The 25514-nt window shown below is 70.2% G+C and carries 21 protein-coding genes; 7 read left to right on the top strand and 14 right to left on the bottom strand.

Going from position 1 to position 25514, the window contains the following annotated elements; all coding sequences use genetic code 11:
* Window positions 1-13 precede the first annotated feature (13 nt).
* Window positions 14-676, bottom strand: a complete 663-nt coding sequence (locus ACYVIO_RS34440) for an AfsR/SARP family transcriptional regulator (protein WP_460655138.1) — start codon at window positions 674-676, stop codon at window positions 14-16.
* 236 nt (window positions 677-912) lie between these two features.
* Here ACYVIO_RS34440 and ACYVIO_RS34435 point away from each other — a divergent pair, with 236 nt between their 5' ends.
* From ACYVIO_RS34435 to ACYVIO_RS34405, 7 genes are read left to right on the top strand one after another with little or no spacing between them, the layout of a single operon-like run.
* Window positions 913-1167 (top strand): hypothetical protein, encoded by a 255-nt coding sequence (locus ACYVIO_RS34435; protein ID WP_460655137.1) that lies wholly within the window; start codon window positions 913-915, stop codon window positions 1165-1167.
* Between the two features lie 32 nt (window positions 1168-1199).
* Window positions 1200-3371, top strand: coding sequence for a hypothetical protein (locus ACYVIO_RS34430; protein ID WP_460655136.1), 2172 nt, complete (start codon window positions 1200-1202; stop codon window positions 3369-3371).
* Entirely contained in the window at window positions 3361-4620 is a 1260-nt protein-coding gene (locus ACYVIO_RS34425) for a hypothetical protein (protein WP_460655135.1), read from the top strand. Before ACYVIO_RS34430 ends, ACYVIO_RS34425 begins: the two co-directional genes overlap by 11 nt.
* A gap of 25 nt (window positions 4621-4645) precedes the next feature.
* The gene (locus tag ACYVIO_RS34420; RefSeq protein ID WP_460655134.1) at window positions 4646-5131 is read left to right on the top strand and encodes a hypothetical protein; all 486 of its coding nucleotides are present in this window, start codon (window positions 4646-4648) and stop codon (window positions 5129-5131) included.
* A gap of 9 nt (window positions 5132-5140) precedes the next feature.
* Window positions 5141-6427 carry a hypothetical protein gene (locus ACYVIO_RS34415; RefSeq protein ID WP_460655133.1) on the top strand — a complete coding sequence of 429 codons (1287 nt, stop codon included), beginning with the start codon at window positions 5141-5143 and terminating at the stop codon, window positions 6425-6427.
* A 7-nt stretch (window positions 6428-6434) separates the two neighbouring features.
* Window positions 6435-7295, top strand: a complete 861-nt coding sequence (locus tag ACYVIO_RS34410) for a trypsin-like serine peptidase (protein WP_460655132.1) — start codon at window positions 6435-6437, stop codon at window positions 7293-7295.
* Between the two features lies 1 nt (window position 7296).
* Window positions 7297-8616 (top strand): D-alanyl-D-alanine carboxypeptidase family protein, encoded by a 1320-nt coding sequence (locus ACYVIO_RS34405; RefSeq protein WP_460655131.1) that lies wholly within the window; start codon window positions 7297-7299, stop codon window positions 8614-8616.
* Here the strand turns inward: ACYVIO_RS34405 and ACYVIO_RS34400 are convergent.
* From ACYVIO_RS34400 to ACYVIO_RS34340, 13 genes are all read right to left on the bottom strand, one after another.
* Entirely contained in the window at window positions 8590-9294 is a 705-nt protein-coding gene (locus ACYVIO_RS34400; protein ID WP_460655130.1) for an AfsR/SARP family transcriptional regulator, read from the bottom strand. The genes ACYVIO_RS34405 and ACYVIO_RS34400 overlap by 27 nt on opposite strands.
* 150 nt (window positions 9295-9444) lie before the next feature.
* Window positions 9445-12042, bottom strand: coding sequence for a phage tail tip lysozyme (locus tag ACYVIO_RS34395; RefSeq protein WP_460655129.1), 2598 nt, complete (start codon window positions 12040-12042; stop codon window positions 9445-9447).
* Between the two features lie 21 nt (window positions 12043-12063).
* Window positions 12064-13215: a hypothetical protein gene (locus ACYVIO_RS34390; protein ID WP_460655128.1), complete on the bottom strand. Its 1152-nt coding sequence runs from the start codon at window positions 13213-13215 to the stop codon at window positions 12064-12066.
* Window positions 13212-14492, bottom strand: a complete 1281-nt coding sequence (locus tag ACYVIO_RS34385; RefSeq protein WP_460655127.1) for a hypothetical protein — start codon at window positions 14490-14492, stop codon at window positions 13212-13214. Before ACYVIO_RS34385 ends, ACYVIO_RS34390 begins: the two co-directional genes overlap by 4 nt.
* A gap of 1 nt (window position 14493) precedes the next feature.
* Window positions 14494-15327: a hypothetical protein gene (locus ACYVIO_RS34380; RefSeq protein WP_460655126.1), complete on the bottom strand. Its 834-nt coding sequence runs from the start codon at window positions 15325-15327 to the stop codon at window positions 14494-14496.
* Window positions 15327-16439: a hypothetical protein gene (locus ACYVIO_RS34375; RefSeq protein WP_460655125.1), complete on the bottom strand. Its 1113-nt coding sequence runs from the start codon at window positions 16437-16439 to the stop codon at window positions 15327-15329. Before ACYVIO_RS34375 ends, ACYVIO_RS34380 begins: the two co-directional genes overlap by 1 nt.
* Window positions 16436-17494: a hypothetical protein gene (locus ACYVIO_RS34370; RefSeq protein WP_460655124.1), complete on the bottom strand. Its 1059-nt coding sequence runs from the start codon at window positions 17492-17494 to the stop codon at window positions 16436-16438. Before ACYVIO_RS34370 ends, ACYVIO_RS34375 begins: the two co-directional genes overlap by 4 nt.
* 18 nt (window positions 17495-17512) lie before the next feature.
* Window positions 17513-19396: a hypothetical protein gene (locus tag ACYVIO_RS34365; RefSeq protein ID WP_460655123.1), complete on the bottom strand. Its 1884-nt coding sequence runs from the start codon at window positions 19394-19396 to the stop codon at window positions 17513-17515.
* Entirely contained in the window at window positions 19393-20766 is a 1374-nt protein-coding gene (locus ACYVIO_RS34360; protein ID WP_460655122.1) for a S8 family peptidase, read from the bottom strand. The genes ACYVIO_RS34365 and ACYVIO_RS34360 overlap by 4 nt, the downstream gene beginning before the upstream one ends.
* Window positions 20763-21563: a hypothetical protein gene (locus ACYVIO_RS34355; RefSeq protein WP_460655121.1), complete on the bottom strand. Its 801-nt coding sequence runs from the start codon at window positions 21561-21563 to the stop codon at window positions 20763-20765. Before ACYVIO_RS34355 ends, ACYVIO_RS34360 begins: the two co-directional genes overlap by 4 nt.
* Window positions 21553-21795, bottom strand: a complete 243-nt coding sequence (locus ACYVIO_RS34350; RefSeq protein WP_460655120.1) for a hypothetical protein — start codon at window positions 21793-21795, stop codon at window positions 21553-21555. Before ACYVIO_RS34350 ends, ACYVIO_RS34355 begins: the two co-directional genes overlap by 11 nt.
* The gene (locus ACYVIO_RS34345) at window positions 21792-22958 is read right to left on the bottom strand and encodes a hypothetical protein (RefSeq protein WP_460655119.1); all 1167 of its coding nucleotides are present in this window, start codon (window positions 22956-22958) and stop codon (window positions 21792-21794) included. The genes ACYVIO_RS34350 and ACYVIO_RS34345 overlap by 4 nt, the downstream gene beginning before the upstream one ends.
* Window positions 22955-25504 carry a peptidoglycan recognition protein family protein gene (locus tag ACYVIO_RS34340; protein WP_460655118.1) on the bottom strand — a complete coding sequence of 850 codons (2550 nt, stop codon included), beginning with the start codon at window positions 25502-25504 and terminating at the stop codon, window positions 22955-22957. Before ACYVIO_RS34340 ends, ACYVIO_RS34345 begins: the two co-directional genes overlap by 4 nt.
* Window positions 25505-25514 lie beyond the last annotated feature (10 nt).

The raw sequence follows: 25514 nt of genomic DNA, 5'->3' as shown, positions 1-25514 counted from the left end.
GACCAGGAAGGTCCTACTGGCTCAGCTCTGACGAGATCAGCGTGGTGAGGCGGGTGGAGGGAGTCAGACCGGTCTCGTCGACGAGTTGACGCGCGTAGGTGCGGAAGTGCCTGATCGCCTCAGTACGGTTGCCTTCGGCAAGGTGCGCCGTGATCAGAGCGGCGTGGGCGGTCTCGTGCAGCGGTTCGACCCGGATCGCCGCACAGGCCGCGTCGATCGCCCGGGCGAACAGGCCGCGGGTCGTGAGCAGACCGCTCAACGTCTCCAGGGCATGGATCCGCAGCTGGCGGTACCGTTCGCGCTCGATCAGGAGCCACTCCTCGTCCCACCCCGGCAGCAGATCGGCCTCGAGCCGATCGGGTTGGAGCGCACCGACGATGTCGTCGCCTGGTCCGTCCTCGGCGATGAGTTCACGCGCCTGCGTCGTCAGCCGGTCGTAGTCGACATCGACGTCGTCGTCGAGACGAACCGAGTCCCGGCACGTGCGTAGGATCGCGGGGTGGGCCTGGCGCACCCGCCACAACGCGGTGCGCAGGTTGGACATCGCCCGCTCCGGCGCCGCGGCCGGCCACAGATGCGTCGCGACCGTGTCCCGCCGCTGCTCGAAGCCTCTGACCGCCAGGAACCCCAGGACCCGCTGGCCGTTGCTGGGCAGGGCGACCCACCGATCGTCCACCCTGACAGCGAAAGCGCCCAGCAATCTGATGCTGGGGTGCGCTGCGCCGGCCGGCGCGCGCACAGTCGTCGTCGTCATGGTTGCCCCCCGGGATTTGCCGACTCCCTGTGCCTATCAGCCGGCCGTCTCCGCACCGTCAACGTGCCGTCGTTCGGTGCGATTGACAGTCCGGCGACTCCTGCGCAGACGCCACGACGACAGTCCGGTGGACGGTGGCGGCGCACTGTTGGCCCGCGATGACCGAGCAGCTGTGGCACACGATGATCGTCCGCGTCTGGCGTGACCGCGACGGGCTCAAGATCCGTTTCACCACCGACGACCGTCGTCCGGGTCCGGTGGAGGCGACGGTCGAGGCGGCGTGCCGGCACTTCGAGAGCTGGCTGCGAACCGTCGACCAGGCCGCACCCGTCGTACCGCCGGATCCGGTACGACGGCCGCGCACACGGTGCGATGACGATCGAGAGGCGGACGGACAGACAACCGCTTCCTAGGCTCCGCGACAAGATGACTGATCGGAGTGCCCATGTCCACGATCGAGACCGAGACCGGTCCTTTCGCCGGCGGTGGTCTGAGCTGGCAGGACCCGGCCGCACCGGAGTATCCGGCGGCCCCGGGGATCGCCTTGCGGTCGCCGTTCGCCGGTGGACTGTCGTCCGCGACGGAGTACGAGGACGGTGGTTCACGCGACCTCGAGACGCTGGTGGCCGAGCTCGACGACGAAGCGTTCCGGGAGACGATCGAGTCACTCGTCGACGAGGTCGCCGGCCGTCATCTGATGGCGGCCGCCCGCTGGCCGGACGACCAGCAGAGCGAGGCGGTTGCGGTCGCGGAGGTCGACGGGTTCGTGCAGACGCTCGCCGAGAGCGTCGATCGTGCTCTGGGTGAGCTCGAGACCCGCTACCGGAACCGTCGCGTCGACTCCGTCACGGACGACGAGGCACAGGCCCTCCTGGCCGAGTACTCCGGTGACCCGGAGTCGCTCAGTGAGCAGTTGTTCGGCGGCTTGGTCAAGAAGGCGTTCAGCGTCGCGAAATCGGTGGCCAAGGGTGCGGTCGCCGGATTGACCAAACTCATCCCGATGGGTCCGGTGTTCGCCGTACTGCGCAAGCTGGTCCGGCCGCTGCTCCAGCGGGTGCTCGGCAAAGCGATCAACCGCTTACCGGTCCCTCTTCGCGCCCCGGCCACGCAACTCGCGAGCAAACTCGGCCTGTCCGAAGCCGAATCCGAATTCGAAGCCGACCCGAACCTGAGCGAGGACTTCGACCGCCAGTACGCCGAACTGCTGTTCGCCCCCTCGGAATCGGATCAGACCGAGCTGCTGCACGAGTTCGACCAGGAGACGCCGGTTTCGGCGCAGAGCGCGATCGCGGCACTCGACGAGGCGCGCGAGACCCTCGCTCACCAACTCGCCCAGGCCGAGCCCGGGCAGCCGCCGACCGCGCAGCTGGAGCAGTTCATTCCCGTGGTGATGGCCGCGATGCCGCTGATCAGGACCGGCGTTCGGATCGTCGGCCGGGAGCGGATCAAGAACTTCCTCGCCCGCCAGCTGGCCGGTTTGATCCAGGGCTACATCGGCCCGGAGGCAGCGAAGGCGCTGGCTCCACGCATCGCCGACACGGGTCTGCGGCTGCTGTCCTTGGAGGCCGAGGCGCCCGAACTGCTTGGCACCGAAGCCCTGGTGAGCACGCTCGAGGAGACCATCACGCGCGTCGTCAGCCTGCCTCCGGAAGCGCTGGAGGAGCCGCTCAGGTTCGAGGCGGAGTTGCAGGAGGCGCTCGCCGCGGCCGCCGTTCACCATCTGCCGCAGGAGTTGCTCCGCGACGACCTGACCGGCTACGAGACCGACGGCGGCACCGGGCCGTGGATCGCCATGCCCCGTCGTACCAAGCACCGCCGCTATCGCAGGTCCGCCCGCCGGTACGACGTACAGATCACCAGGCCGCAGGCGAGCAGCATCGAACTGCCCGGTCCGGAGACGCTGGAGGAACGGCTGCTCGACGCGGGCGTCTCCAGCTGGCCGGTGTCGGCCGAGGTCGAGCTCTTCGAGTCCATGGTCGGAACCCGGCTCGGCCATCTGGCAGCCGGCGAGGGCGCCGACACCAGCACCGCCGAGTTCGAGGAGCTGAGCCCGCGCAACGCCGCACTGCTCCTCGGGCGCTCTGCTCTGGGCACCCGGATCGTCCCCGGTGGACCGATCACCAGGCGCTACGCCCGGCTGGTCGTGCCGGGCCGGCAGATCGTCCGCCGCAGGCCACGAGTGCACGTGCGGCTTCGGGCGCAGCAAGCCCAGCCCGAGCTACGTGTTCACCTGCGGCTCGGTGAACGGCTGGCTGCCCAGGTCGCCACGATGCTTGCTCGCGGCAACCAAGCCGACGTCGTGGCCCTCACCGCGCGGTTGCTCGGACCACGCGTGCTCGATCACGTCGCACACCGGCTGGCGACGTTGCTGGGGCGCGGTACGCCGACAGCCGCCGCCCGTGGCCGGCAGCTCGCCGTACAGGTGCTGGAGCAGGTCAAGACGCAACTGGCCAAGGAGCTGCCGACATCTCAGGAGGCGCTGAGCGCGGCCGCGAAGGATCCCAAGCCGGGCCTGACGCTGACCTTCGCGTTCCCCTTCGCCGACGCCGCGGCACTGGCGTCCGGGATGCCCGAAACGCCCACCTTGACCATCAGGCCAGGGGCTCATGACGACTGAAGGAGCCCAACGCCGGCAGGTGCAGTCGGAGGTCGCCCACTGGCGCGGGGCGATCGCCGGCCTCGCCGATCTCGATGCGGTCGCCGCGCCGGAGGCGTGGGCCCAGCTCGAGGACTACCTGCGGTTCCGCCTGCGCGAGCGACTGGTCTCGTCCATCCGCGCGCTCGCGGCAGAAGGCGAGGTCCTCGCTGCCCGGATCGACGGCGGCGCACCGCTGGGACAGTCGCGGTCTTCGCTCCTGCGTCTGCGGCAGCGCTACCTGGAAGTCGAAGCCACCGTCGAGTGGTACGGCGACGCCGTCCAGCAGCGGACCACTCCACGACTGGGGGCGGTCCTGCGTGGGCTGGACACGATCGCCGTCGACGCGATGGACGCGCTGCTCCGACCACTGGGCATCGAGACGCCGCCGGCGCTGACCTATCCGGACAAGGGACTCGGCGCAGCCGTCCTGCGAGCCGGGATCCAGCTGTGGGACCGGGGCGGGCTGTCGCCGGTGGCGGCGATCAAGATCACCCGGCACAACCTGGCCCACCCGACCGCCCTGGTGCACGAGACCACCCACCAGGTCGCGCACTTGTGCGGCTGGAACGTTGAGCTGCGCGACGTACTGCGGTCGATCGTCGCACCGCGATCCGTGGTCCTGGCGAGCCTGTGGAGCTCGTGGGCCACTGAGCTCGCCGCCGACGTCGGCGCGTTCGCGCTGGCGGGATGGTCGCCGATACCGGCCCTGGCCAACGTGGTGGACGGACCGACCTCGACGGTGCACAGGGTGAGGCCCGGCGACCCGCACCCGCCGTCCTGGATCCGAGTGATGTTCAACGTGCAGCTCTGCCGGAACTGGTTCGGTACGGCAGGGCCCTGGAGCGACCTGGCCGACACCTGGCAGGCCCGGCACGACCCACGTGCTTCGGACGACCCGGACGCCCAGATCGCGAGTGCGAGTCTTCCGATGCTCGCGGCGATCGCCGAGGCGTGCACGGATCGCAGCTACCGGTCCTTCGGTGGGCGCCCGCTCAGCTCCGTCGCGGATCCGGGCCGCGTGTCGCCGTCGGCGTTGCAGGAACTCCGCCGTACGTCGGCCGACTCGCTGCTCACGTCGACGTTCCTGGCCCGGAACGAGTCGCTGCGGATCCTCGCCCTGCTCACGTCCGACCAACCGCTCGACCCGTCCGCGGCAACGGAACGCACGGCGCGCCTGCACGACTGGCTGGCCCGCCTCGCGCCCCTGCCTTCGCCGAAACCCATCTGATCGTTACGCCTGAGAGGAACCCATCGTGGCCACTGACGGCAGCACCCCACCTGTCCCGTTCGACGAGCTGCTGGACGCGCTGCGGGCGATCGAGAAGGCCCTCAAGGATCCGGCGTCGCGATCCCTGGCCACCGAGGTGCCGATCGAGGTCGCGTCCAGCCGCCTCGACTACCTCGCTGTTCGGGAACTCATGGGACGGGACCGCCGTCCACCCGATCCGGCTTCGACCTTCGTGTTCCGGGCCAAGCGTGCTGCGCTGCCGAAGAACGATCCGCACTCCACCATCACGGTCTTCGCCGTGCCGGAGGTCGCGGCCAAGCTGGCGGTCTTCACCTCCGCCGGGCCGCCGGCGGAGGTTGTCGACCTTCCCGGCGGTGTCGACCGGAGCCGTTCCGGCGACGTGGATTTCGTGCTGACGACGGTGACCAACGACAAACCCATCGTCCGCCTGGAGCTGCGGCGCGACGACGACTACCCCGTCCGGCTGGGCCCGCGCCTGGCTGCGGTCTGAGAGGACATCATGTTCCGCAACCTGGCCCGTTTCCTGCCCACGCCCGAGCTGTTGTTCGACATCCATCCCCTCCAGCTGAGCCGATGGCTCGACGAGGCCTGGGCGGCCGGCGCGACCGTGCCGGTCATCGGCATCGATCCGCCGTCACCCTCGACACCGGCGCTCGGCGACCTGAACATCGGCACCGCCATCGACCTGCCACTGCCGGCCGCGGGTGCGTCAGTCCCACTGCCGTCGGGGATCGAGGCCGGAACGGTCGAGACCTTCTCCGGCAAGCCGTTCGAGTTCACCGCCGCTCCCGGGTTGATCGCCGACCACCTGATCTACGCCTACCTGCTGGAGTGCACGGGGATCGTCGAGGTGATGGCGGAGATCGTTCGCCGCTTCGCCGTCGGCGAGACGCTCAATCCGGTCTCGCTCGCCTCGACCCGCTGGCTGCGGACGACCGAGGAGCTCTTCTTCCGCGACCCTCCGCTGTACTCGATCCAGGGCGTCGTCAGCGAGATGCGTCCGGACCAGCGAATCAACCGGCGCAACGCGTACTGGCGGATGTTCGGGCTCGAGCCGCCGCATCCGATCCCGTCCCGCTGGGCCCGCCCCGGTACGCCGGCCGAGGCGTGGAAGCAGGACACCGGAGGAGGGGTCAACAGCGGGTTCCGCGAGAAGTGGAGCGAGCTGCTCCGCCAGGTCTGGCTCGGCTTCGAGAACGCCAGCAACGGCATCGGACCCAAGGCCACCGACCGCGAGTACGTCGCGTTCCTGTGCACGACGTTGCGGGACATGATGGCGATGCGGCGACGCGGCGGGATGCTGGCCCGCGAGGAGTTCGCCTATGTGTCGTACCTCAGCTACTTCCACGCGACGCTGGACACCGACTCCCCGATCGTCGTCGACCTCGACGCCCGTGGGCCGGGACCGGCCGAGCGGCTGGAGAAGATCGCGGCCAAGGTCGGCATGACGCCGGCGGCCAGGTCCCGTGAGCTCTTCGAGCTTGCCGACCTGATGTCCGGGCTGTTGCGCGCGATCGAGCTCAACGTGTTCTCCACCGGCGCCCAGGCCGAGCTGCTGTACCTGAACCTCGGGACCAACCAGACCTTGCTGCAGGACATGAACCGCATCATCGACCTCTGGCAGTCGGCCACCGGCGAACGCGTGAAGGACCGGCCGCCAGGCACCCAAGCGCAGCCGTTGCGGCTGCCCGATCCAGCTGCGCCCAGCCTCCTGCTGCCGTCCTCGTCACTGACCGGCACGGCCTCCGCGACTCCGATCCTGGCCGCGCAGAACGGCCGGGGGTAGCGGCGTCATGCGCTCGCCGTTCGTCACCGAGTGGTTCAGTCCGGCGGCCGGGCAGCCGGACCACGAGGTGATCCCGCCGGACGAGCGGGTCCGGATCCGGGACACTCTGCAGGTCCCGTTCCGCTGGGTCTGCTCGCTCGATGTCACCCGCGGCAGCACGTTGTCGCGTGGGTCGGGTCTGCTGGTCGGACCCCGCCAGGTGCTGACCGCCGCTCACAACATCTACGACGCCCGCGGCGAGCGGCCTGACACGGTGTACGTCGCGCCGGCCCGCAATGGATCAGTCCTGCCGTTCGGGCGGTTCAAGGCGACGGCTTTCACGGTCAGCAGCCGCTACCTCCAGCAGCCCCGCCCGGGTAGCAGGTTCGACGTAGCCCTCGTCACCTTGGAGTCCGACGTGTCCACGCTCCGGCCGCGCGCACTCGCCGGCGTACGGGTCGGGCATTGGGGGAGTACCACCGATGGAGCTCTGACCGACTTCTCGCCGCTGGACAGTGGATTCCTCGGTGGGCGGCCGGTGACGGTGTGCGGGTTCCCCGGCGACAAGTGCGACGGCGAGCAGTGCGATCCCGCGAAGGGCTGGAGCCGCGAGCAGCAGGCCAACACGATGTGGTCGCACTTCGGCAGTGCGAGCTTCAGCGCCGGGCTGCCCGGGACCATCCTGTACACGGCCGACACCTCGCCGGGGCAGAGCGGGTCGCCGGTCTGGATCCGCTTCACCAGCGGCCGTCGCGCACTCGTCGGCGTCCACGTCAACGCCAACCGGGTCGTGAACGCCGACACCGGTCAGGTCACCATCACGGCCAACCGTGGTGTCTTTCTCGACAAGGACCTGATGGCGCTGGTCCGGAGCTGGTTGGGGCGATGAGATGAGCCAGACATTCTCGCTGGAAGGGCCGACGGCGGCGGCCGACTCGCTGTTCCGGCCAGGGGTGCTCGCGTCCGAGTACGTCGGTGAGGACGGTGGTCTCGGCGAGCGCGAGGTGCCGGACCGGGAGCTGGAGGTCTTCGAGCTGCTGCACGCCCAGCTCGAGCCGGGGAACGGTGGACGAGAGCCAGCCGGGTACGAGGACGAGACTGGCTACGGAGACGAGGCCGAGGAGCTGGACGAGGCGGAGCAGCTTCAGGACGATTCACCGGAAGCCTCGGTGGTCGAAGGCGAGGCGGAGCACCCGATCTCCGCGTTCTTCCGCGTCCCGGTCGCGGCGATCGAGGCGCTGGGCAAGGGCTCGTACGCCGCCGCGGTCGCGCTGCTGGGCCCGGCCGGTCACCGGAGCGAGAACGATCTGACCAACGTCATCTTCTACTTCCGGCATCCAGAGGTGCTGGGCCGCAAGATCCTCCCGCACGAGCGGGACCTGCAGCAGGACTGGATCACCGTCAGGAACACGATCGTGCGACCGATCCTGCAACGACTCGCGACGGCCCCGGCTAGCGCCCCCGCAACCACCGGACGGACCGGAATCTCGTCGGCCGGCCTGCGCTGGTACGGGCGCGGCGAGGCGACCGACGAGCTGATGGTCTTCATGCGAGCGGTGTACGACCGCCAGGTTAAACAGTCGGACGGCGGCTTCGTCGACACACTGCCCGATTCCGCCCTGGGAAAGATCGTGGGCAGGCACCGGGCTCTGAAACCTGCCGCGGAGCAAGTGAAGGCGCTGCTGGATGCGGCCGAAGCGGCACTCGCGGCCGAGGGCCCGCCGCGCGTGGCAATCGGCATCACGAGCGCCTATCGATCAGCCGACGAGCAGTGGGCCATCTGGCAGGGCAAGGGCCACGGAGGGGCGAAGGGCTTTCCGCACTACTACGCTGCGACCAAGAAGCAGCGTGGGGACCAGGACCCTCATGGTCCCGCGGCAGTGGACTTGCTGGCGAGGCTGATGAAGAAGTGCATCGCCGCACCGGGCTACAGCAACCACCAGGACGGGCTCGCCGTCGACTTCGGCACCGCCGAAACAGGCCATCCACTCGGCAAGATCGGCCCCAACTCCTGGTTCCACAAGTGGCTGGTGGCCAACGCCCACCGTTTCGACTTCGGTCCCTACGCAACCGAGGCCTGGCACTGGGTCTACAAACCGAAACCCGCCACCGCCACCGAAGCCGAAGCCTGGCAGCCCGAAGAACTCAGCTCACCTGACGAAGGTGACGAGGACGCGGGGCAGCTAGCGGAGGCGTCCTCGGAGGCGTGAAGGAGTGGGCTCCAGCTGGGTGAGGCTGAAGCGGGGCTCCAGGCCTATTTCGTGGTGGAGGAGGCGGCGGTAGCGGTCGTAGGCGCGGCGGGCCTCGACGATGTTGCCTTCGTGGAGGTGGACCTGGGCGAGGGTGCGCTGGGCGCTTTCGCGTAAGGGTTCGACGCGGACGGCGGCGAGGGCCGGTTCGACGGCTTCGGGGGCCCGGTCTTCTTCGATCAGGCGGGTGGAGAGGGCTTCCAGGCCGTGGAGCATGCGTTGGCGGACGCGTTCGCGGTCGAAGACGACCCATTCGTCCTGCCAGCCGGGGAGGAGCTCGAAGACCTCGCGGTCGGCGTGCCACCAGCGGAGGTCCTCGGTGGTGGCGGAGCCGTCGATGAGTCGGCCGGCCCAGGCGCAGGCGACCTGGACGTCGACGCGGATCGACGGGTCGAGGACGACCGCGCTGCGATTGGCGGTCAGCAGGCCCAGTCCGCTGGATCGCAGGCGCCACAGGGCGGTGCGGAGTCTGGACGAGGCTAGGCGGTCCGACAGGTCCGGCCACAGGGTGCGCGCGATGGTGCGCCGGTCCATCCGCCGCCGGTGCAGGCAGACGAGTGCGAGCAGACGTTGGGAGACTTCGGGCGCGTCCCACGTCTCCCCGCCGTACGTGACGACGGGCCCGTCGAACAGGCACACCGTCACTGGATGTGCCCCGTGGGACGTAGCGGTACCTAGCACGGTGGCTCCCCCCTGCCACACCTCGGGCAGCTGTCCGAGGTACCCCCGCAGGGAATTACTGACCTGGTCAGTATCGCGCCGGGTCCCGCCGGTCGCAATGGCCGGTCGTCAGCCCTCGTACGCCGTCTTGGCGCGTTGCGACATCGCCCTGCGCTCCGCGAACACAGCCTGTACGGCGGGATCGGCGCGCGGCAGCGGGTCGCGGTGCGCGTCGAGCACCGATCCCGGCGTCTCGAAGCTGTAGACGACCTCGTCGCTCGCGGCGTCGACCGTCACGGCCGGGTTCATCACGACGGCCTCGACAGCGGCGTAGCTGGTCCGCAGTTCGGTCACCAGGTAGTCGATCTGGGCGTCCAGGTCGAACAGGATGCCAGTGCCGGCCGGCCGGTTGCCGTACCGGTGCGCGAACAGCCCACGGCGTCGAGGTGCCCAGGTCCACTGCGCCAGACCGACTCCCGGCTTCAGTGGTCCTTGCTTGGCGGCTTCGTCGCGGTTCATCACCTGGGCCGGCTCCCAGTCCTGCGACTTGTTGGCGAAGTCCAGGGATCGCATCGGGGTCAGCAGCGCGCTGCCCTCGAGCCGGCTCGGAACGACCTCCGACTCCGCGGTGAGGTTGCCGACGATGCCGGCCGCGCCGTTGACGGGGTATCCGTAGCCGTCGACCAACCGGGCGACGACGTACCGGAGTCGTTCGGTCGAGGGGACGCTCGGCCAGTCGATGATCGGGCCGCGCGCGGTGACGTGCGGGATCAGTGCCTGCGCGCGCGGGTCCGCGGCGGTGACGGCGGGATCGACGCAGAGCAGCGGGTCGGCGTTCTCCGACGGCGAGACGATGTGGCGGCCGCAGAAGATCGCTCCGGCGACCAGGCGTGCGTTCGCGGCCGGGTCGGCGATGAGCCGGTCGATGCCGACCACCCCGCGGGCCTGCCAGGACTCGACCCAGGTCCACTCCTCGTCGCTGAGCGGACCGGATTCGTCGAGCGACCTGACCCGGGCAACGCCCAGGCCTGAGGTGGTCGTTCCGCCCGGCTCACCGAACCGGCGGAAGGCCCAGTCGAGATCGCCGGAAGCCATCAGCCGCTGCAGGCCGGACACGTGCTGCGGGTTGGTCTCGGCCTCGAAGATCAGCGCGTACACGGCGGCGTAGTTGTCGACCAGCCGCGACTGCAGGACCTCGTCGACCGGTCGGCCGTCGCGCAGCAGCTGGCGGACGCTCGGCGCGCGGTACGGATGGTTGAACTGCGACGCGTCGATCGCGTCGCCGGTCCAGTGGATGTGCGCGGTCGGTGGAGTCTCGGCGAGGATCTGCGCGTCGAGCTGATCGCGGCGCAGGGTGAGCAGCCCGCCGACCCACGCCCGCGCGTCCCGGAAGCACCGGTCGAGCTCGTCGAGCAGGTTCTGCGGGCCGACCGTTCCGTTGCGCAGCGACCGGGCCAGGTGCCACCCGGCGTCCTCGGCGATCAGGTCGTTGATCGGGTCGCGGCCGAAGACGTCCCACAGCTCCAGGTGCCACAGCTCGTAGGCGACGAACAGGTCGCGGATGCGTTCGTCGGACCAGTCGTGGTACTTCACGCCGGTCGCCCAGTGCATCAGCTGGCTCTCGTTGATGTCGTTGCCTCCAGCAAGGTCCGGGTCGAGCGCGGCGTTGGAGCGAGCGGCGCAGTCGAGACCGTCGACGTCGTGGCGGCCGAGCAGGAACGGGCCGTCGATGTGGTCGAGCTCGCGCCGGTTCGCGACGGTCAGTACGGCGGTCGCGGCGCCGACGTCGTCGAGCAGACCGGCCAGTCCCGGTACGTCGGACAGACCGGGCACGCGGATGCTGTTGAGGGCCGGCGTCATCTGCTCCCAGCGGTCCGGCGTACCGCAGATCGTCGTCACGACGCCTGAGGTGTTCTGCGCGCCGATCCTGGCGATCGCCTCGAGGCCGGTGATCGGCGAGGGCGATGCGAGATAGCGGTCCAGGTAGCGCGAGCGGAGAACCTGAACGAAGCGGTCGGTGTCGGCGAAGTGCCTGCCCGCTGTGGCTTTGACCTGGGCGCGCACCCGGATCAGTTCCAGTACGCCGCGTACGTCGGTGTCGAGGTCCTGCGCCCGCACGAGTCCCAGTGGGGCGACGCCGTTGCCCGCGACGGCGAGCCGGGCCTGGATCGCGGCGCAGACGGCCGCGGCCAGTGTGTCCAGGAAGGCCGGGTTCGTCGCCGACCCCGCGCGGGTGCTGTTGGTGAGGTCGCAGATCTCCAGCAGCGCGACGTTCGTCGCCGACGCGTGCCGGTCCCGGACGACGACGCCGAGGTCGGCCGCGAGCACGCCGCCGGCCGTCGTACCGATGGCCGCGGTGATCGACCGGTGCAGCTCCTGGGCCAGCAGGCGATCGCCGTCGGTCGACTGCCGGCTGACGAACACCTCGGTCGAGTCGTACGACGGATCGGGGTGACCGTTGAAGTGCAGGGAGACGAAGTAGTCCGCCTCAACCATGCGGGCGAACCCGGCCCGGCTGCCCAGCGACAGGTTCGTGTCGCTGTCGCGGGTGAGCAGCACGGTCGCCGACCCGCCCAACCGGTCGCGGACGCGCCGGGCCAGGTCGAGCGTCGCGGTCTTCTCGGAGACCCCCGCGCCGAACAGGTGGTCCGCGGTGGAACCGGCCACGTCCTGACTTCCCCCGTGCCCGGGGTCGATGACGACGATGGGGTGGGTCAGGGTGGGCATGGTGTCTCCTTCTCGGTCGGCTCAGGTGCGTGGGGGAGCCGGGGTCGATGCCGGGTTCGCGGCCGGGTTCGGGGTGGCGGCCTGGATCTGGCCGATGACGCCGGAGTCGGCGAACCGCTCCAGCGGGAATACGTCGCTCTCGAACTTCAGGTCGAGCTCGCCGGACAGGTCGACGGCGACGTTGATGTCGTCGCTGGCCACCTGCTTGGCGGTCTGGACGTACGCGACGCTGGTGCGCTGGGAGGCGTTGCCGAAACCGAACCAGCCGGCCGCCGCCTGGTTCTCGTGCTTGAAGTCGAACTGGGTGGCGTTCTCGGCCTGCCCGGTGTCGTGGGCGTCGATGTGGAAGTCGAGCTTGGCGCGCACCCGGCCGCTGGTGACGACGATCCGGTTGATCCCCATCAGCACCATCGTCGACAGCACCTGGTGGCGGTTCTGCGCGAGCTGCCGGCGGGCGGCGGGCACCAGGACCTGCTCGACGGTGTCCTCGTCGATCCGGGTGTCGGGCGGTACGCCGAGGTCGGTCTGGAGGTCCGGGGCGGGCAGGTCGTCAGCTCCTTCGCGGATCTTCGCCTGCGGGCTCTGGCCGGTGGTGTCGACGGCGATGTGGCCGGGGTACTTCGAGGCGAGGTAGTCGCGGGCCTGGTTGTCGGTGATGTTGTCGGACATGAACTGGTCGACGGTCTTCGCGACGTTGGCCAGCAGTTCGCCGTACGCCTCCATCTGCTGGATCGAGGCGTTCACGATCGCGTTGAAGGTGCCGCGGATGAGGTCGGAGACGAAGCGCGGGAAGTCGATCGCGCCGAGCGTCTCCTCGGTGATCCGCGCGACCTGGTCGACGGCGCGGGGTGCGAACGCGGTGTTCTCGTTCGCTGCGGCGCGGGCCCAAGGAGTGGTGGCGCGGCGGGTCTGGCGACGGAGGACGGGGGTCTGGCCGAGGCGTCGCGCCTGACCGAAACCGTCGTCGAGGAGGGCAGCGCTGTACGACGCGACCTTGCCGAGGTCGTGCTCGAGGTTCTGCCGGAGCTCGGGGGAGATTTGGTAGTACGCCGGACTGCTGCGCAGCAGGGCTTGCACCTGCGGGACAACGAGGTTCTCGACAGCGTGCGAGACGTGCACCCCATCGGGATCGGGTGCGGTCGCGAAGGGGCCCGGAAGGGCGGCGGTAGTCATGCGGCAACCTCCGCCCCTTCGGCGACAGGAGTCGAACCTGCTTGCGGCGTGGGGGGTGGTGTGGGCGTTGGTGGGGCGGTGGGGGCTGGGCGGAGGGGCGCGATGGCGGGGGCTTCGGTGTGGGTGATCGGCGTACGGGGTGCGATGTCCGAGCCCCAGGAGGGTTCGTTGGCGGTGGGGACCGCGGTGTTCGAGCGGATGGTGTCGACCTGGGCGCCGGGGGCGAAGCGTTCGAGCGGGATGGCGTCGGCGCGGAAGTGGATCTCGACCTCGCCGGTCAGGTCCGCGGCGACGTTGAGCTCGCTGAGGGACTGCGATCGGCTCGACGTCACGTACCCGACGGACATCGTCGCGGCGACCGACCACGGGCCGAAGCCGACCGAGCCGGACGCTCCGGTGTGGAAGTCGAAGTCGGAGGCGTGCTGTTGCGCGGCCCGGTCGGTCGTGTCGATGTGGAAGTCCATCGACGCACGGATCTTCCCGGCGGTGACGAGGATCCTGTTCATCCCCATCAGGACGAGCGTCGACAAGGTCTGCAGCCGGTTCTGGGCGAGCTTGCGGCGAGCGGCGGGGAGCAGGACCGACTCGTACGCGTCCTCGTCGCCGGGGGAGACGTCGTCGGTCAGCAGCAAGGACTCGCGCCACGACGGAGCCGGTGCGTCGTCAGCGCCCTCCTGGGCAACGAGTACTGGAGGCTTGTCGTCGGACAGCCGGATCTGCGCTGGATAGGTCGCGACCAGCCAGTCGCGCGCCTGGTTGTCGGTGATGTTGTCGACCATGAACTGGTCGACGGTCTTGCTCACGTTCTCCAGCAGCCGCGTGTAGGCCTCCATCTGCTGGATCGAGCTGTCCACGATCGCGGTGAAGGTCCCGCGGATCAGGTCCGCCACGAAGTCCGGGAACGAGATCGCCCGCAACGTCGCCGCGGTCACGCGCGCAATCTGATCCGCGGCTGCCGGGGCAAAATCCTCAGAAGCAGCTAATGCTTGTACGCCGTCCCGAGCAGGACGTTCCACCAGCACAGGCGTCTGGCCGAGCTGCCGGCTCGTGGCCCAGTCGTCGCGGACGCACTCGGCGGCGTACCCGGCGATCTTGCTCAGGTTGTGCTCCAGCGAGATCCGGTCCGGATCGGGCAAGTTCCGAAAGGCAGCCGACCCGTCGAGCAGCGCCCGGACCTCCCGCCGCACCAGATCCCGCGTGACGCCCAGCGGATGCAGCCCGTCGACACCCGGCGCCGCGTCGTACGGCGCCGGAAGTGGCACGGTCCGCTCAGCCATCTCACGCAGCCCAGGTCTGTTCGAGGCCCGCGTGCAGCAACCAGGTCGCGGCCGCGTCGCGCACCTGCTGCGGCGGTACGTCGGCCGGCGTGCCGGTCCACGCGATCACGACCTGACCGCTCTGCCCCTGCCCGACCAGCCCTTCGATGTCCGGTTGCTCGTTCGGCTCCCAGGTCGCGCGGACGACGTCCCACGGCGACCGCCCGCGGACCAGCGCGACGATGCCCGGATGGCTGATCACCTCGACCGATCGCCGGACCTGCTCGGTGATCCGGCGGCCGACGACGAGCGTCGCGCCGTACTGGCGAAGGGCCAGGTTCTCGCGCATCCGCCCGACGGCCCGGCTGATCTGACTGCGGAGATGACTCGGCGGCGGCCGGTTCCAGCTCTCGGCTTCGTCGTACGCCGTGATCGCCGAGCACAGGTCGCTGAGGAGCTGCGGGAAGTCCCGGTTGATCAGCTCGAAAGACGCAGCAGACGCCGTACCGAAGACGCGCGCGAACAGCTGCTGCCGTGCCGCTACAGGCAGCCACTCCCGAGCAGCCGACGCGACGTCCTCCAGCAACTCGGCGGCCTCCACGGACGTGAGGTCGAGCGAGGCCCGGTTCGCGACCAGCAGCTCCACGGCGACGAGCAGTCCTGTTTGCTCCAGCTCGGCGGTCAGGTAGAGACCGGCCAGCGCATCGAGCGCGGCCGCGTCGATGTCTGCCGTCCCCGGATCGACCAACGGCGGTACGTCGAGCCGGAACGGATCGTCGCCGGCGACCACCGCGGGCGCGGCCAGCCGCACCGCGCGATCGGCGGTGAGCACGGAGACGGCGAGGTCCAGCGTCATCAGGGCGTGGCCGGTTCTCTCGGCTGCGTCGTCGGCAGACTCGGCTCCTGCAGGCCGAGCAGCGTCGTCATGCTGTCGAGCGGGTAGGTCTCGGTCTTGAACCGCACGCTCACGTCGCCGGTCAGCTTCGCCTTCAGCTCGATCGCGGCCTCGGACTCGTCGGTGCGGGACGTGGTCACGTTGACGCGGGTCTTGGACTCGCTGGTCCACGACGGCGAGAACCACCCGGAGAACATGCCGCTGCGCGAGTTGGACTTGTGCCGGTAGTCGTACTCGGTCGCCTGGGTGGCGGTCTGGGTGACCCGGTCGGTGGTGTCGAGCTGGAAGATCACCGCCGCCTTGATCGTCCCGTCGGTGACGACCAGCCGGTTGATGCCCATCATGACCATCATCAGCAGCATCCGCTGCCGGTCGATCGCCATCTGCTGGCGGGCGGCGGGCACCAGGACTTCCTCGGTGACGTCCTCGTCGAGCGAGTCGACCGGGAAATCGAGCCCGAGGTCCTTGAAGAAGTCCGGCATCTCGCTCTCGTCGGCGTCCTCGCGCGGCACTACCTTCGGCTGGTCGCCGGCGATGTCGACCTGGAGGTGCTCGGGGTACCGGTCGGCCAGGTAATCGCGCGCCTGGTTCGGCGTGACGTTGTCCTTCATGTACTCGTCGACGCTCTTCGACACGTTCTTGACCAGCTCCGCGAAGGCCTCCATCTGCTGGATCGTCGCGTCCACGATGGCCTGGAACACGCCTTGGATCAGCCCGGACACGAAGCCCGGGAAGTCCACCGACGCGACCAGTCCGGCCAGTACGTCGGCGCCGGCCTGCGCCGCGACGCCACCGCCCTGGTCGGCGAACTTCTGACCGGCCGTGTCGACGGGCGGCGTGTCCGCGAGTGCTCGCGGCGCGTCCTGCGCGACAGCGGCAGCCAGCGGTACGCCGTACGTCTCACCGCCCGCGTCGGCGAGGTACTGGCCGATGTTGACCATGTCGTGGGCCAGGTCGCGCCGCTTCTGCTCCGGCAGCGCCTTGAACGTCGGGCTCTGTTCGAGGACCTCCCGGACCTCTTGCCGTACGAGCGGGATCGTCGGTCGCGCAGCGCCCTGGAGCACGGCGGTCATGGCCGTGGGTCCCAGGGCGACGAGGTCCGCCGGACACCGGCCGCAACCGGCACAGCTTCCACCGGTACAACGTCAATCGGCTCAGCCTCGACCAGCACACTCGGCCGCATTTGGATCGCCAGCCGCGGCCCGAGATCAGGCCGTACGACGACCGACAGCACCGACAACTCCCCGGGGGACACACAGCCCGACGGCGTCATCGCCGTGACCCAGTTCTCCAGCGCCGCCAACCCCTGCGGCCGTTCGACGAGTTGCAGCTGCAGCAGCGACGCCACGTTCGGTGGGATGTCGGGAATCGCTTCGAGGTCGACGTCGAGCCGTAGCTCCATCCCGGCCGGCGCCGGCCGCAGACACAACAGCGTCGTCGACGGCGGCAGGACGAAGCGCGCTCCGAGCACGAAGGCCAGCGCGTTCACCAGCCGGGCGTGCTGCTTGCCGAGTCCGAAGCGGTCCATCAGCGGCCGCAGGTCCGCCAGCCGCAACGCACCGTCGACCGCGAAGACGAGTTCCTGGCTGCCGTAGCTGCGCCCGCACCGCACAGTCGTGAACGCGGGGCGCAGTGCGGGCATCGCGTCCAAGGCAGCGCTGACCGTCTCGTGAATCGGGCCGGCCAGCGAGTCGGTAGTCTGCGGCCCCCACGCATAGGTCACCTGGCTCTCGCGGACACCACTCTCGTCGAAGGACGACGTGAACCACGCGTCGTCGCTGCCGTACCGCAACGGTTCGCTGCGGCCGTCGAGCCACGACAGCGCCTGCGACCCGAAGCTGCCGCCGACCACCTGGCGCATCGCCTGGGTCGTCCCGCTGACCCGGGCCGCCTGATCGGCGTACGGGTCGCTCGGGCTGAGGTCGAGCGACAGCGAGCGGGGACTGCGTTCGGCGAACCGGGTCTCGAACACGTGCGGGCGACGGTAGGCGGCCGCGCCCCTGGGCAGCGACAGCGACTCGTCCAGGTAGTTGCCGAGGACATCTACCGGGTCGGCGGTCCGCAACGACCGGGCCGCCGACGTCAACAGCCTCCGCGCGCCGCGGGAGGCGGGCTCGCTGGTCACCATCTGGTCGTCACCCCGTCGTCAGTTCGCGCCGAAGAGCTGGTTCAACTGGTCGGCGGTCGGCATCTGCCCGGAGCCGACCATCTGCATCAGCTGGTCCCGGACCACGGTGGAGTCGCTGCCCCCGTAGCCGCCCATGGCGGGCAACGAGTTGCTCGACTGCACCTCGCGCGGCTGCGCCGCGTCGAACCGTTGCGAGTCGGTGACCGCGCTCGCGGCCAGCCAGTTCTCGACGTGGCCCAGCAGCCGCTGGTACTCGGCCCGCGAGAAGACCGCGCGCCCGCCGTTCTGCTCGGCGGTCGGGAACAGCGGCATGCTGATCCGGTTCGCCGCGATGTCCAGCGACTTCGACGCCAGCAGGTCGATGATCTCCTTGCCCGTGCTGGCCAGCGTCAGCTCCTTGCTGATGTTCGGCGCGCGGCCGGTGCTCATCGTGTTCACCCGCTCGACGACCTGCCACGGGCCGATGACGGCGTAGGCCTTCTGCACCTCCGGGTGCTCGATGATCTCGACGCACTGCCGGATGTGGTTGCCGATCCGCTGGGCCGCGAACTGCGCGTACGCCCAGCCGTGCAGCGACGCGTACCCGAGCAGGTCCCGGGCGGTCTTGCGGACGCCCGCGTCCTGCGGCTGCGGCTTGCGCCGGTCGCGTTCGGCGCCGATCAGGTACTCGCTCAGGAAGGTGGCGCGTTCGCGCTCGGACACGGCCGAGCAGAACCGCAGCAGGTAGTCGTCGAGGTCCTTGATCCGGTCGTACTGGATCTGCCGCGCGGCCGGGTCCAGCCGGTCCCGGGCCTCCCAGACGTACGGGTCGTACAGGCGTCCGGCCGCACCGTTGATCGCGAGCACACCCTCCCGCCAGTCCTGCGCGCTCTGGTCGACCGCGGACATCAGACCGGCCCGGTCGAGGTGCATCGCGGCGCCGATCATCGAGCAGGACCTGATGTTGGTCGGCTCGTAGACGCCCTGCGAGCTGTCCTCGGTGACGATGTCGGGCAGTTCGAGCGAGTCGTACGACGGGGTCTGACCGACGAAGTCGTCGAAGGCCGACCGCACCTTGGCCGCCAGGTTGTCGTCGACCGGCCCGCGCTCGAGCACCGCGTCCGAGACGCCGGCCAGCTCCTGGACGGTCGCGCCCTCGTCGCCCTTGATCGCGGAGATCTCCTCGGCGATCTCCACGTACACGTCGATGTAGCGGATCCGGCGGCCGTTCTGCGCGGCCAGCCGGAAGGTGGCCATTGTCTCGGCGAGCGTGTAGCCCTCGTCGAACTGGTCGACGAACGCGTCGTCGAAGCCGGGGCTGCCCGGGTCGAAGTAGCTGTCGCGGATCAGCGCGCCGGTCACGTAGGCGCGGTGCGCCTTGGCCGTCGGCGTCGACAGATCGACGTCGCGGTCCCGGAACAGGCGCTTGACCGCCTTGGTGTACTTCTCGGCGTCGAAGGTGTCGGGAAGCCCTCGCTCGTCGATCGTGAAGTCGTCAGCGGGGTTGTTGTCGTCGGCCATGCTCGTGCTGTCCTTCCCTGGGTCGTCTGCCCGGCCGAGCTGCACCCGTACGGCGGACAGCAGCTGGTCGTCGGTGAGCTCGTCGGTCCTGAGCGCGGCCGGTGCGCCGCCCTCACCCGTCGCCCGGGCGACGGCGTCGTGACCGAGCACGGTCATCAGCCGGTCGCGCAAGGAGCGGGGGTTCGTGCCGACCGGATCCGTCACGTCCTTACGGACCCGGCCGAACTGCTGGCGCTCGGCGCTGGACAGCGTCGGCCACAGACCGGCGATCCACTGGCGCAGGTCGTCGTACGTCGTGTCCTTCTCCAGGCCCAGCTCGGCCTGGTCCGACGGGTAGCTGTCCGGGAACAGCGTCTGGAACGCGAGGTGGGCCAGGCGTTCCTCGGGGGTCAGGTCGGTCATGGTCGGTCTCCTTGCGGATGGCTCAGCTGCTGGTCCAACAGTGCGAGTGCGGCGGCGACGTCGAGGACGCCGGCGCCGACCTCGCCCGGTGGCGAGTGGCTGCGCCGCGCGGACCCGGTGAGCAGGGACTTCACCTCGTCCGCGCCGAGCGTTCTGCCCTGGCGGCGCGCGTGGGCGATGAGGAGAGCGGCGGCACCGGCGACGAACGGGGCCGCGTGCGAGGTACCGGAGGCGCGCCGGTAGCCGCGACGGCCGACACCGACAATTCGTTCGCCCGGAGCAGACAGGGCCAGGTGGCCGCCGTACGTGCTGAAGGTGGAGCGGGTGCCGTCCGGGCGGACCGAGCCGACGCTGATCACGTCCGGATCGGCGGCCGGGTAGTAGTTCTCCTCCAGGCCGGAGTTCCCGGCGGCGGCGACCAGGACGCAGCCGTTGCTGCGGGCGTAGGCCAGTACGGCGCGGTGCGGGATCGCGTCACCGGGCTCGAGACCGGTGGCCGGCGTACCGAAGCTCATGTTGAGGACGTCGGCGCCGAGATCGACCGCGACCTTGAGGCCGACGTCGATGTCGGAGATCGCGCCGATCCCGGTGACCGCGGGCTCGCCGTCGACGGTGGCCGCGGCCAGGACGCGCACCGGCAGCAGCATCGACCGGCCGCCGACGCCGCGGGGGAGCTGCCAGCCCTGCGCGCCGATCACGCCGGCGACGTGGCTGCCGTGGCCGAGGTCGTCCATCGGCGCGAAGTCGAGCCCGGTGCTGTCGCCGAGCAGCGTGGCCTCGTTGCTGACCGGGCGGGTGCCGAGGTCGACGACGTCGTACCCGCTGAGCAGTTTGCGCTGCAGCTCCGAATGGCCGAGCGACACGCCGGAGTCGACGACCGCGACGACGACGCGCTCGTCACCGGGCTCGACGGTGTGTGCTTCCTCGCTGCGCACCATGACGAACGGGGCAAGGACTTCTTCGCGTGTCAGCGGACTCTCGACCGCGACCGTGCTGGTGAGCGCGAGACGGTCCGCGCAGACGTTCTCGACGATGCCGAGGTCGCGGGCGGTGTCGACGACGCGGCTCGCCTGCGACGGGTCGGCGAGTTCCAGCCGGTACGTGCGGGACAGGCCGAGCGTCTCCTCGAGGTCGTCGTACCCGGTGGATCTGGTGCCTACGCGGCCGAGATTGCGCCGGGAGTGGTAGACCGCCGTCGCCCGGAACGCTCCGCCGTACGACGAAAGCAGCCGGTCGAGCCGGCCACCGGTGAGCCTGGCCGACGGACGGGCGGCACCGACGAGGACGTCGAGCTGCGCGGGCACGTACTCGCGCCCTTCGCCGGCCGCGAGGGTCAGCAGGAGGAATCCGGTCCGGCGGTGGTCGATCACGACGGCCCCCGATCGGCCTGCAGCCCGTTGACCTGTGCGGCCTCCGGCCGGAGTTGGAACGCGAGTGCGACGCCGTCGCCGAGCTCCAGCTCGAGCCGGCCCGAGGCTTCGAGATGGCCGAGGTCGATCACCGCGTGATCGTCGGTCGCGGCAACGATCGGTACGCCGATGCCGTCGAGCCGGGCCGAGCCGCCGTTGGTCAGCGCGCCGAGGTTGCGTCCGTCGAGCCGCAACCGCTTGGTGCCGGCCGGGACGCGGACCTCCTGCTCGGTGTTCGGCTGGGCCGACTCCGCGGGCGGGCGCTCCGGCGCGACCTGCCGCACGCTCGGGCTGCCCGCTTGCAGAGCGGCACGCAGCCGGTTGACCGGTACGTCGGCGAAGCGGGCCAGAGCGCCTTCCCCCGAGCTCGAGTTGAGCTTGCGCAGCTGGTCGGCGTTGCGGACGCCGAGGCGTTCGAGCTGGCGCTGCTCCTGCGGGGCCAGGCCGAGCTCGTCCAGCGACGGGCTCTTGGCGTCGCTGAGGTCGACCGTGTTCTCCTCGATCATCGGGCGGGTGATCGTGGTGAATCCGATCGAGACCGTGCTCGCGCCGGTCTCGCTCGGACCCGAGCTGCGGAACTTGACCTGCCCGTCGTCGCTCAGCTCGACGAAGACCTGCAGGCTGAGGGAGAAGTCCCGGATCGCGTACGTCAGTGGGCGGTTCACGGCCTTGAGCGCCAGCGCGTCCTGCGTGCGGTCGAGCTGCGCGGTCAGTGCCTCCAGGAAGTCCTGTACGGCGTAACTGCTGTCACCCGCCATCGCGCACCGCCTCGACGGTCAACCGGGACATCGCCACCGGCGGCTGGAACCCCGAGATCCAGCGCGAGTGCGGCACCCGGGCGTGCAGGCGTGGGCCGTCCGGACCGGACAGCATCGTCACCTCGAGCGGCACCAGCAGGTCGGCGCGGTCGATGCGCAGACCACCACCCGGTGCGGGACTGATCGCCTCGACCAGTGCCGTCAGGGTCCGGTGCAGCTCGGGCGCGCTCATGACCGCGGAGCCCAGGGATCGAAGGGCTCGGCTGCGACCGCCGGACGCGCGGTCACCGACTGCGGAGTCGGTACGGCGATCGCCTGCGGCGCGGGAGCCGCGGGTGCGGTGCCGTCGGCGGGTGGTTGGGCCGGAGGCGGTGGAATCGCCGGGACGGTCGCGTGCTGGTTGATCAGCTGGATCGCGTTGGAGTCCGCGAACCGTTCGAGCGGCAGGAAGTCGCTGCTGAACACGACCTTCACCTCGCCGGTGAGGTCGGTGCGCACGGTGATGTCGCTCTGCGCGTTGATGTTCGCGGTGTTGACCATGATGCCGTTGCCGGAGAACGTCGAGCGGCCCGACGTCCCGGCCATCGTGCCCATGCTGGTCTGGGTGGAGTCGAACTTCAGCGCGGTCGTCTCGGCGGCGTCGATGTGGAACTGGAGCTTGGCGTTGATCTCGCCGGTGTCGACGACGATCCGGTTCAGGCCGAGCAGCACCATCGTGGCCAGCGTCTGGTGCCGCTGCTCCGCGATGGTCTTGCGGGCCGCCGGGACGAGCACCTCGTCGATCGACACCGGGTCGATCTGGGCCGGGTTGTCGAACCCGAGCTCGGTGAAGAACGTCGGCAGGGTCGCGGTCGGGTCGCTGAGGTCGACCTCCAGACTGGGTGTGGTCCCGCTGACGTCCTTGTAGAGCACGTCGGGGTAGCGGTCGGCCAGGTAGTCGCGGGCGGAGTCCTCGGTGACGTTGTCGCGCATGTAGTCGTCGACGGTCTTGGCGACCTCCTGCAGCAGCGTGGCGTAGGCCTCCATCTGCTGGATGGTCGCGTCGACGATCGCCTGGAAGGTGCCTTTGATCAGCGCGGCCACGAAGGACGGGAAGTCGATCGCGTTCAAGGTGGCGCGGGCGACCTCACCGACCCGGCCGACCGTTCCACCGCCGCCAGGTGCGGGCGAACCGGCCGGCGCCGGCGTCGCACCGCTTCCCTGGCGGGGTACCGGCGCGCCGGCGAGCCCTCGGGCCGGCGTACCGACGTACGCGCCGATGTGCCCGAGCGACCGCAGGACGTCGGTGCGCGTCCGGTCCGGCAACCGGTGGAAGGCCGGCGCCGCGTGCAGCGCGTCCACCACCGCGCCGACCACCGCGCGCGGGTCGCTCTCGGAGGGGACCGGTTGGCTCACGGCACCAGCACCGCGCTCTGGAAGGTGTCCGGTACGGCGGCGTCGCCGACCAGACGGACGATGCGGTCACCCCAGGGCTGCCCGGTCGCCCGGGTGCCGAGTCCGGCGATCGACCGTTGGTAGTCGAGCAGCGGTACCGGCGAAACGCCGCCGGCGGCCACGAGTGCCTGCAGCATGCCGGTGAGCGCGGCGTGCGTGAGCGGGCCGAACTGGTCGTCGACCAGCAGATCTGGCTGCGATCGCTGGAACGCTTCGACGCTGGCCGCGCCGATCGCGCGCAGCGCCTCCTGCAGCAGTTGCGGCGACTGCAGCGCACCGATCGACTCGACCACCCAGGTCATCGCGTTGACGACCCCGCGGTGAGCCGCCCGGTCGAAGAGGATCGCGAGCCCGCGCGGGGTGGCCAGCCCGAGGTCGCCGGCGAAGCGCAGCAACGGATCCAGGAACAGCCCCGAGGCCAGCTCGATCTGCGCTCCCCGGAACGGGACGTGCACGCCCGCGGCGAGGAATCGGCTGAGCCACGGCTCCATCCAGAGGTCGGCGCCGGCGACGGGCTGGACCCGCACCGAGCGGCTTCCGCCCGGGGTCTCCGGAAGGTCCTTGCCGAGCGGGCCCGGCCGGTTCGTGATGGCGAGCAACTCGGCCTGGTCCGGGCCGAAGGTCAGGCCGAACGTGGCCGCGTCCCGGTCGTTCATCAGCGTCAGCAGCTGACCGAGATCACCGGTGTCCTGCGAGAACGCGACGATCCCGAAGCCCAAGCCGGTGTGGAAGCGCTGGTACGCCGGGTGGTCGGTTCCGGCGCCGCCCGCGTACTCGGCGTCGGCGGTGGTCGCCGTGTAGAGGTCGGTGTCCGGGCCGACGTAGAACTCGATCACGGCCCGCTTGTGCTCCGGTAGGAGGGTCGGGGCCGCGGCCCGGGTCACGGTGCCGACCGGCACGGGCTCCTCGGCGTACGGAGAACCGGGCCAGCCGAGGTCGTCGTACTCGTCGGCGACCGGAACGGCCGAGTCCTCGCCGGACAGGTTGCGCGGTTGCTGCTGACCGCTCGGGCTCCAGCGGCCCCAGCCGTCGTCGTAGTTGCTGCTCAGTGGTGCTGGCGTCGGGGCCGGAGGCGGTGGCGGGGGAGTCGGTGCCGAGGAGACGTGCCGGTTGCGCAGGTCGTAACCGTCCTCGCCCTCGACGCGGTCGGCCGCGCGGAGATCCGGGGTCGACACAGCCGGTACGTCGTACGAACGAACCCTCGTCCGGCCGAGCGCCAGCGACGCCGTGCGGACCGACGGCTTCAGCATGCTCAGCGGTACGCCGAGGCTGTCGGTCGCGGTGTGGCCGCGGAAGCCCGGCATCATCGGGACCCCGGCGGCGGCCGCCGCGAGCACCTCGGGCGGCGCGGCAGGGACCGGATTGCTTCCGTTGAGATCGGCGTACCCGACGACCGTGTAGAAGACCTGGGCACCGGCCGGGTTCGCCTGGGCGAACGCGCTGATCGTGCTGACCGGCGCGATGTACCGCCCGTACGCGTCGGCGGAACTGGTCAGGCCGTCCTGCCGCGAGGCGTAGAAGTTGCCCGTCGTGCGCAGCGGGGCGTTCTGGGGAAGGAAGAGTGCCGCGGACGTGGTCAGCAGCACCTCGAAGAACGGCGAGCCGGCCGGATCCACGGCCAGCGTGAGACTCGGGAACGCGTTGCTGAGGGCGCGCGTGGTCGCGCGCACTGTTGGCGCGGTGACACCCATGGAAAAGCCCTGAGCCGGTGCGACCGGCGCCGGTACGACGAGCAGCGCGGCGATGTCGATCTTGCCCGGGTCCCAGTGCGTGTTCTGCGGGACGTGCTGGTGACCGACCCAGCCGGTCGAGGCGGCCCACTGCTCGAGCGACAGCCGCGTCGTACCGTTCACGCCGTACGACGCGTCGCCGTCGAAGACGTGGTTGGCGACGTTCGCGACGCCCGCGTTCGCCTCGGTCCAGCGCATCCACTCGCCGAGCACGCGGAACTTGTCCGCGTCCGCCGTCGCCATCGTCGCGCTGTCCTTCGCGAAGCCGATGATCTCGATCTGGATCGCACCGAACCGGTTGGTCTCCGGGTCACCGGCCGGATTCGCCAGGGCGCGCGCGGCGACGGTGGTCGGGTAGTGCTGCCACAGCTGGACCGTGCCGCCGTTGCGGCCGACCGTGAAGTGCGGAGGATCCGGGTACGCCGGGAGGTTGTTGCCCTCCGTCGTGTGCAGCACGCCGCGACGCGTCGTGGTCGTGTAGCTGCCACCGATCGCGGTCTGCTGCACGTTCCGGACCGCGGTCGGGTGCCACCCGCCGGAGCGCGCGTCGCCGGTGTAGGCGTCGGCCGCCGTACGGGTTCCGCCGCCGACCTCGCCGTCGCAGCCGATGCCCGCCGACAGCTGGAACGCCTTGACCGCCTGGTCCGTCGCGGCGTCGAACGTGCCGGTCGGACTGGTGAGCGCGATCAGGAACCCCTTGTCGATCAGCCACTGCTGCAGCTCGGTGACGCCGTCGCCGGTGGACCCGACCTTCAGCGTTCCGGTCCCAAATGTCATGGCTGCCTCC

Source organism: Kribbella endophytica, assembly GCF_054781295.1.
The sequence above is the reverse complement of the archived record's forward strand: the minus strand, read 5'-3'. Positions and strand labels throughout refer to the sequence as shown.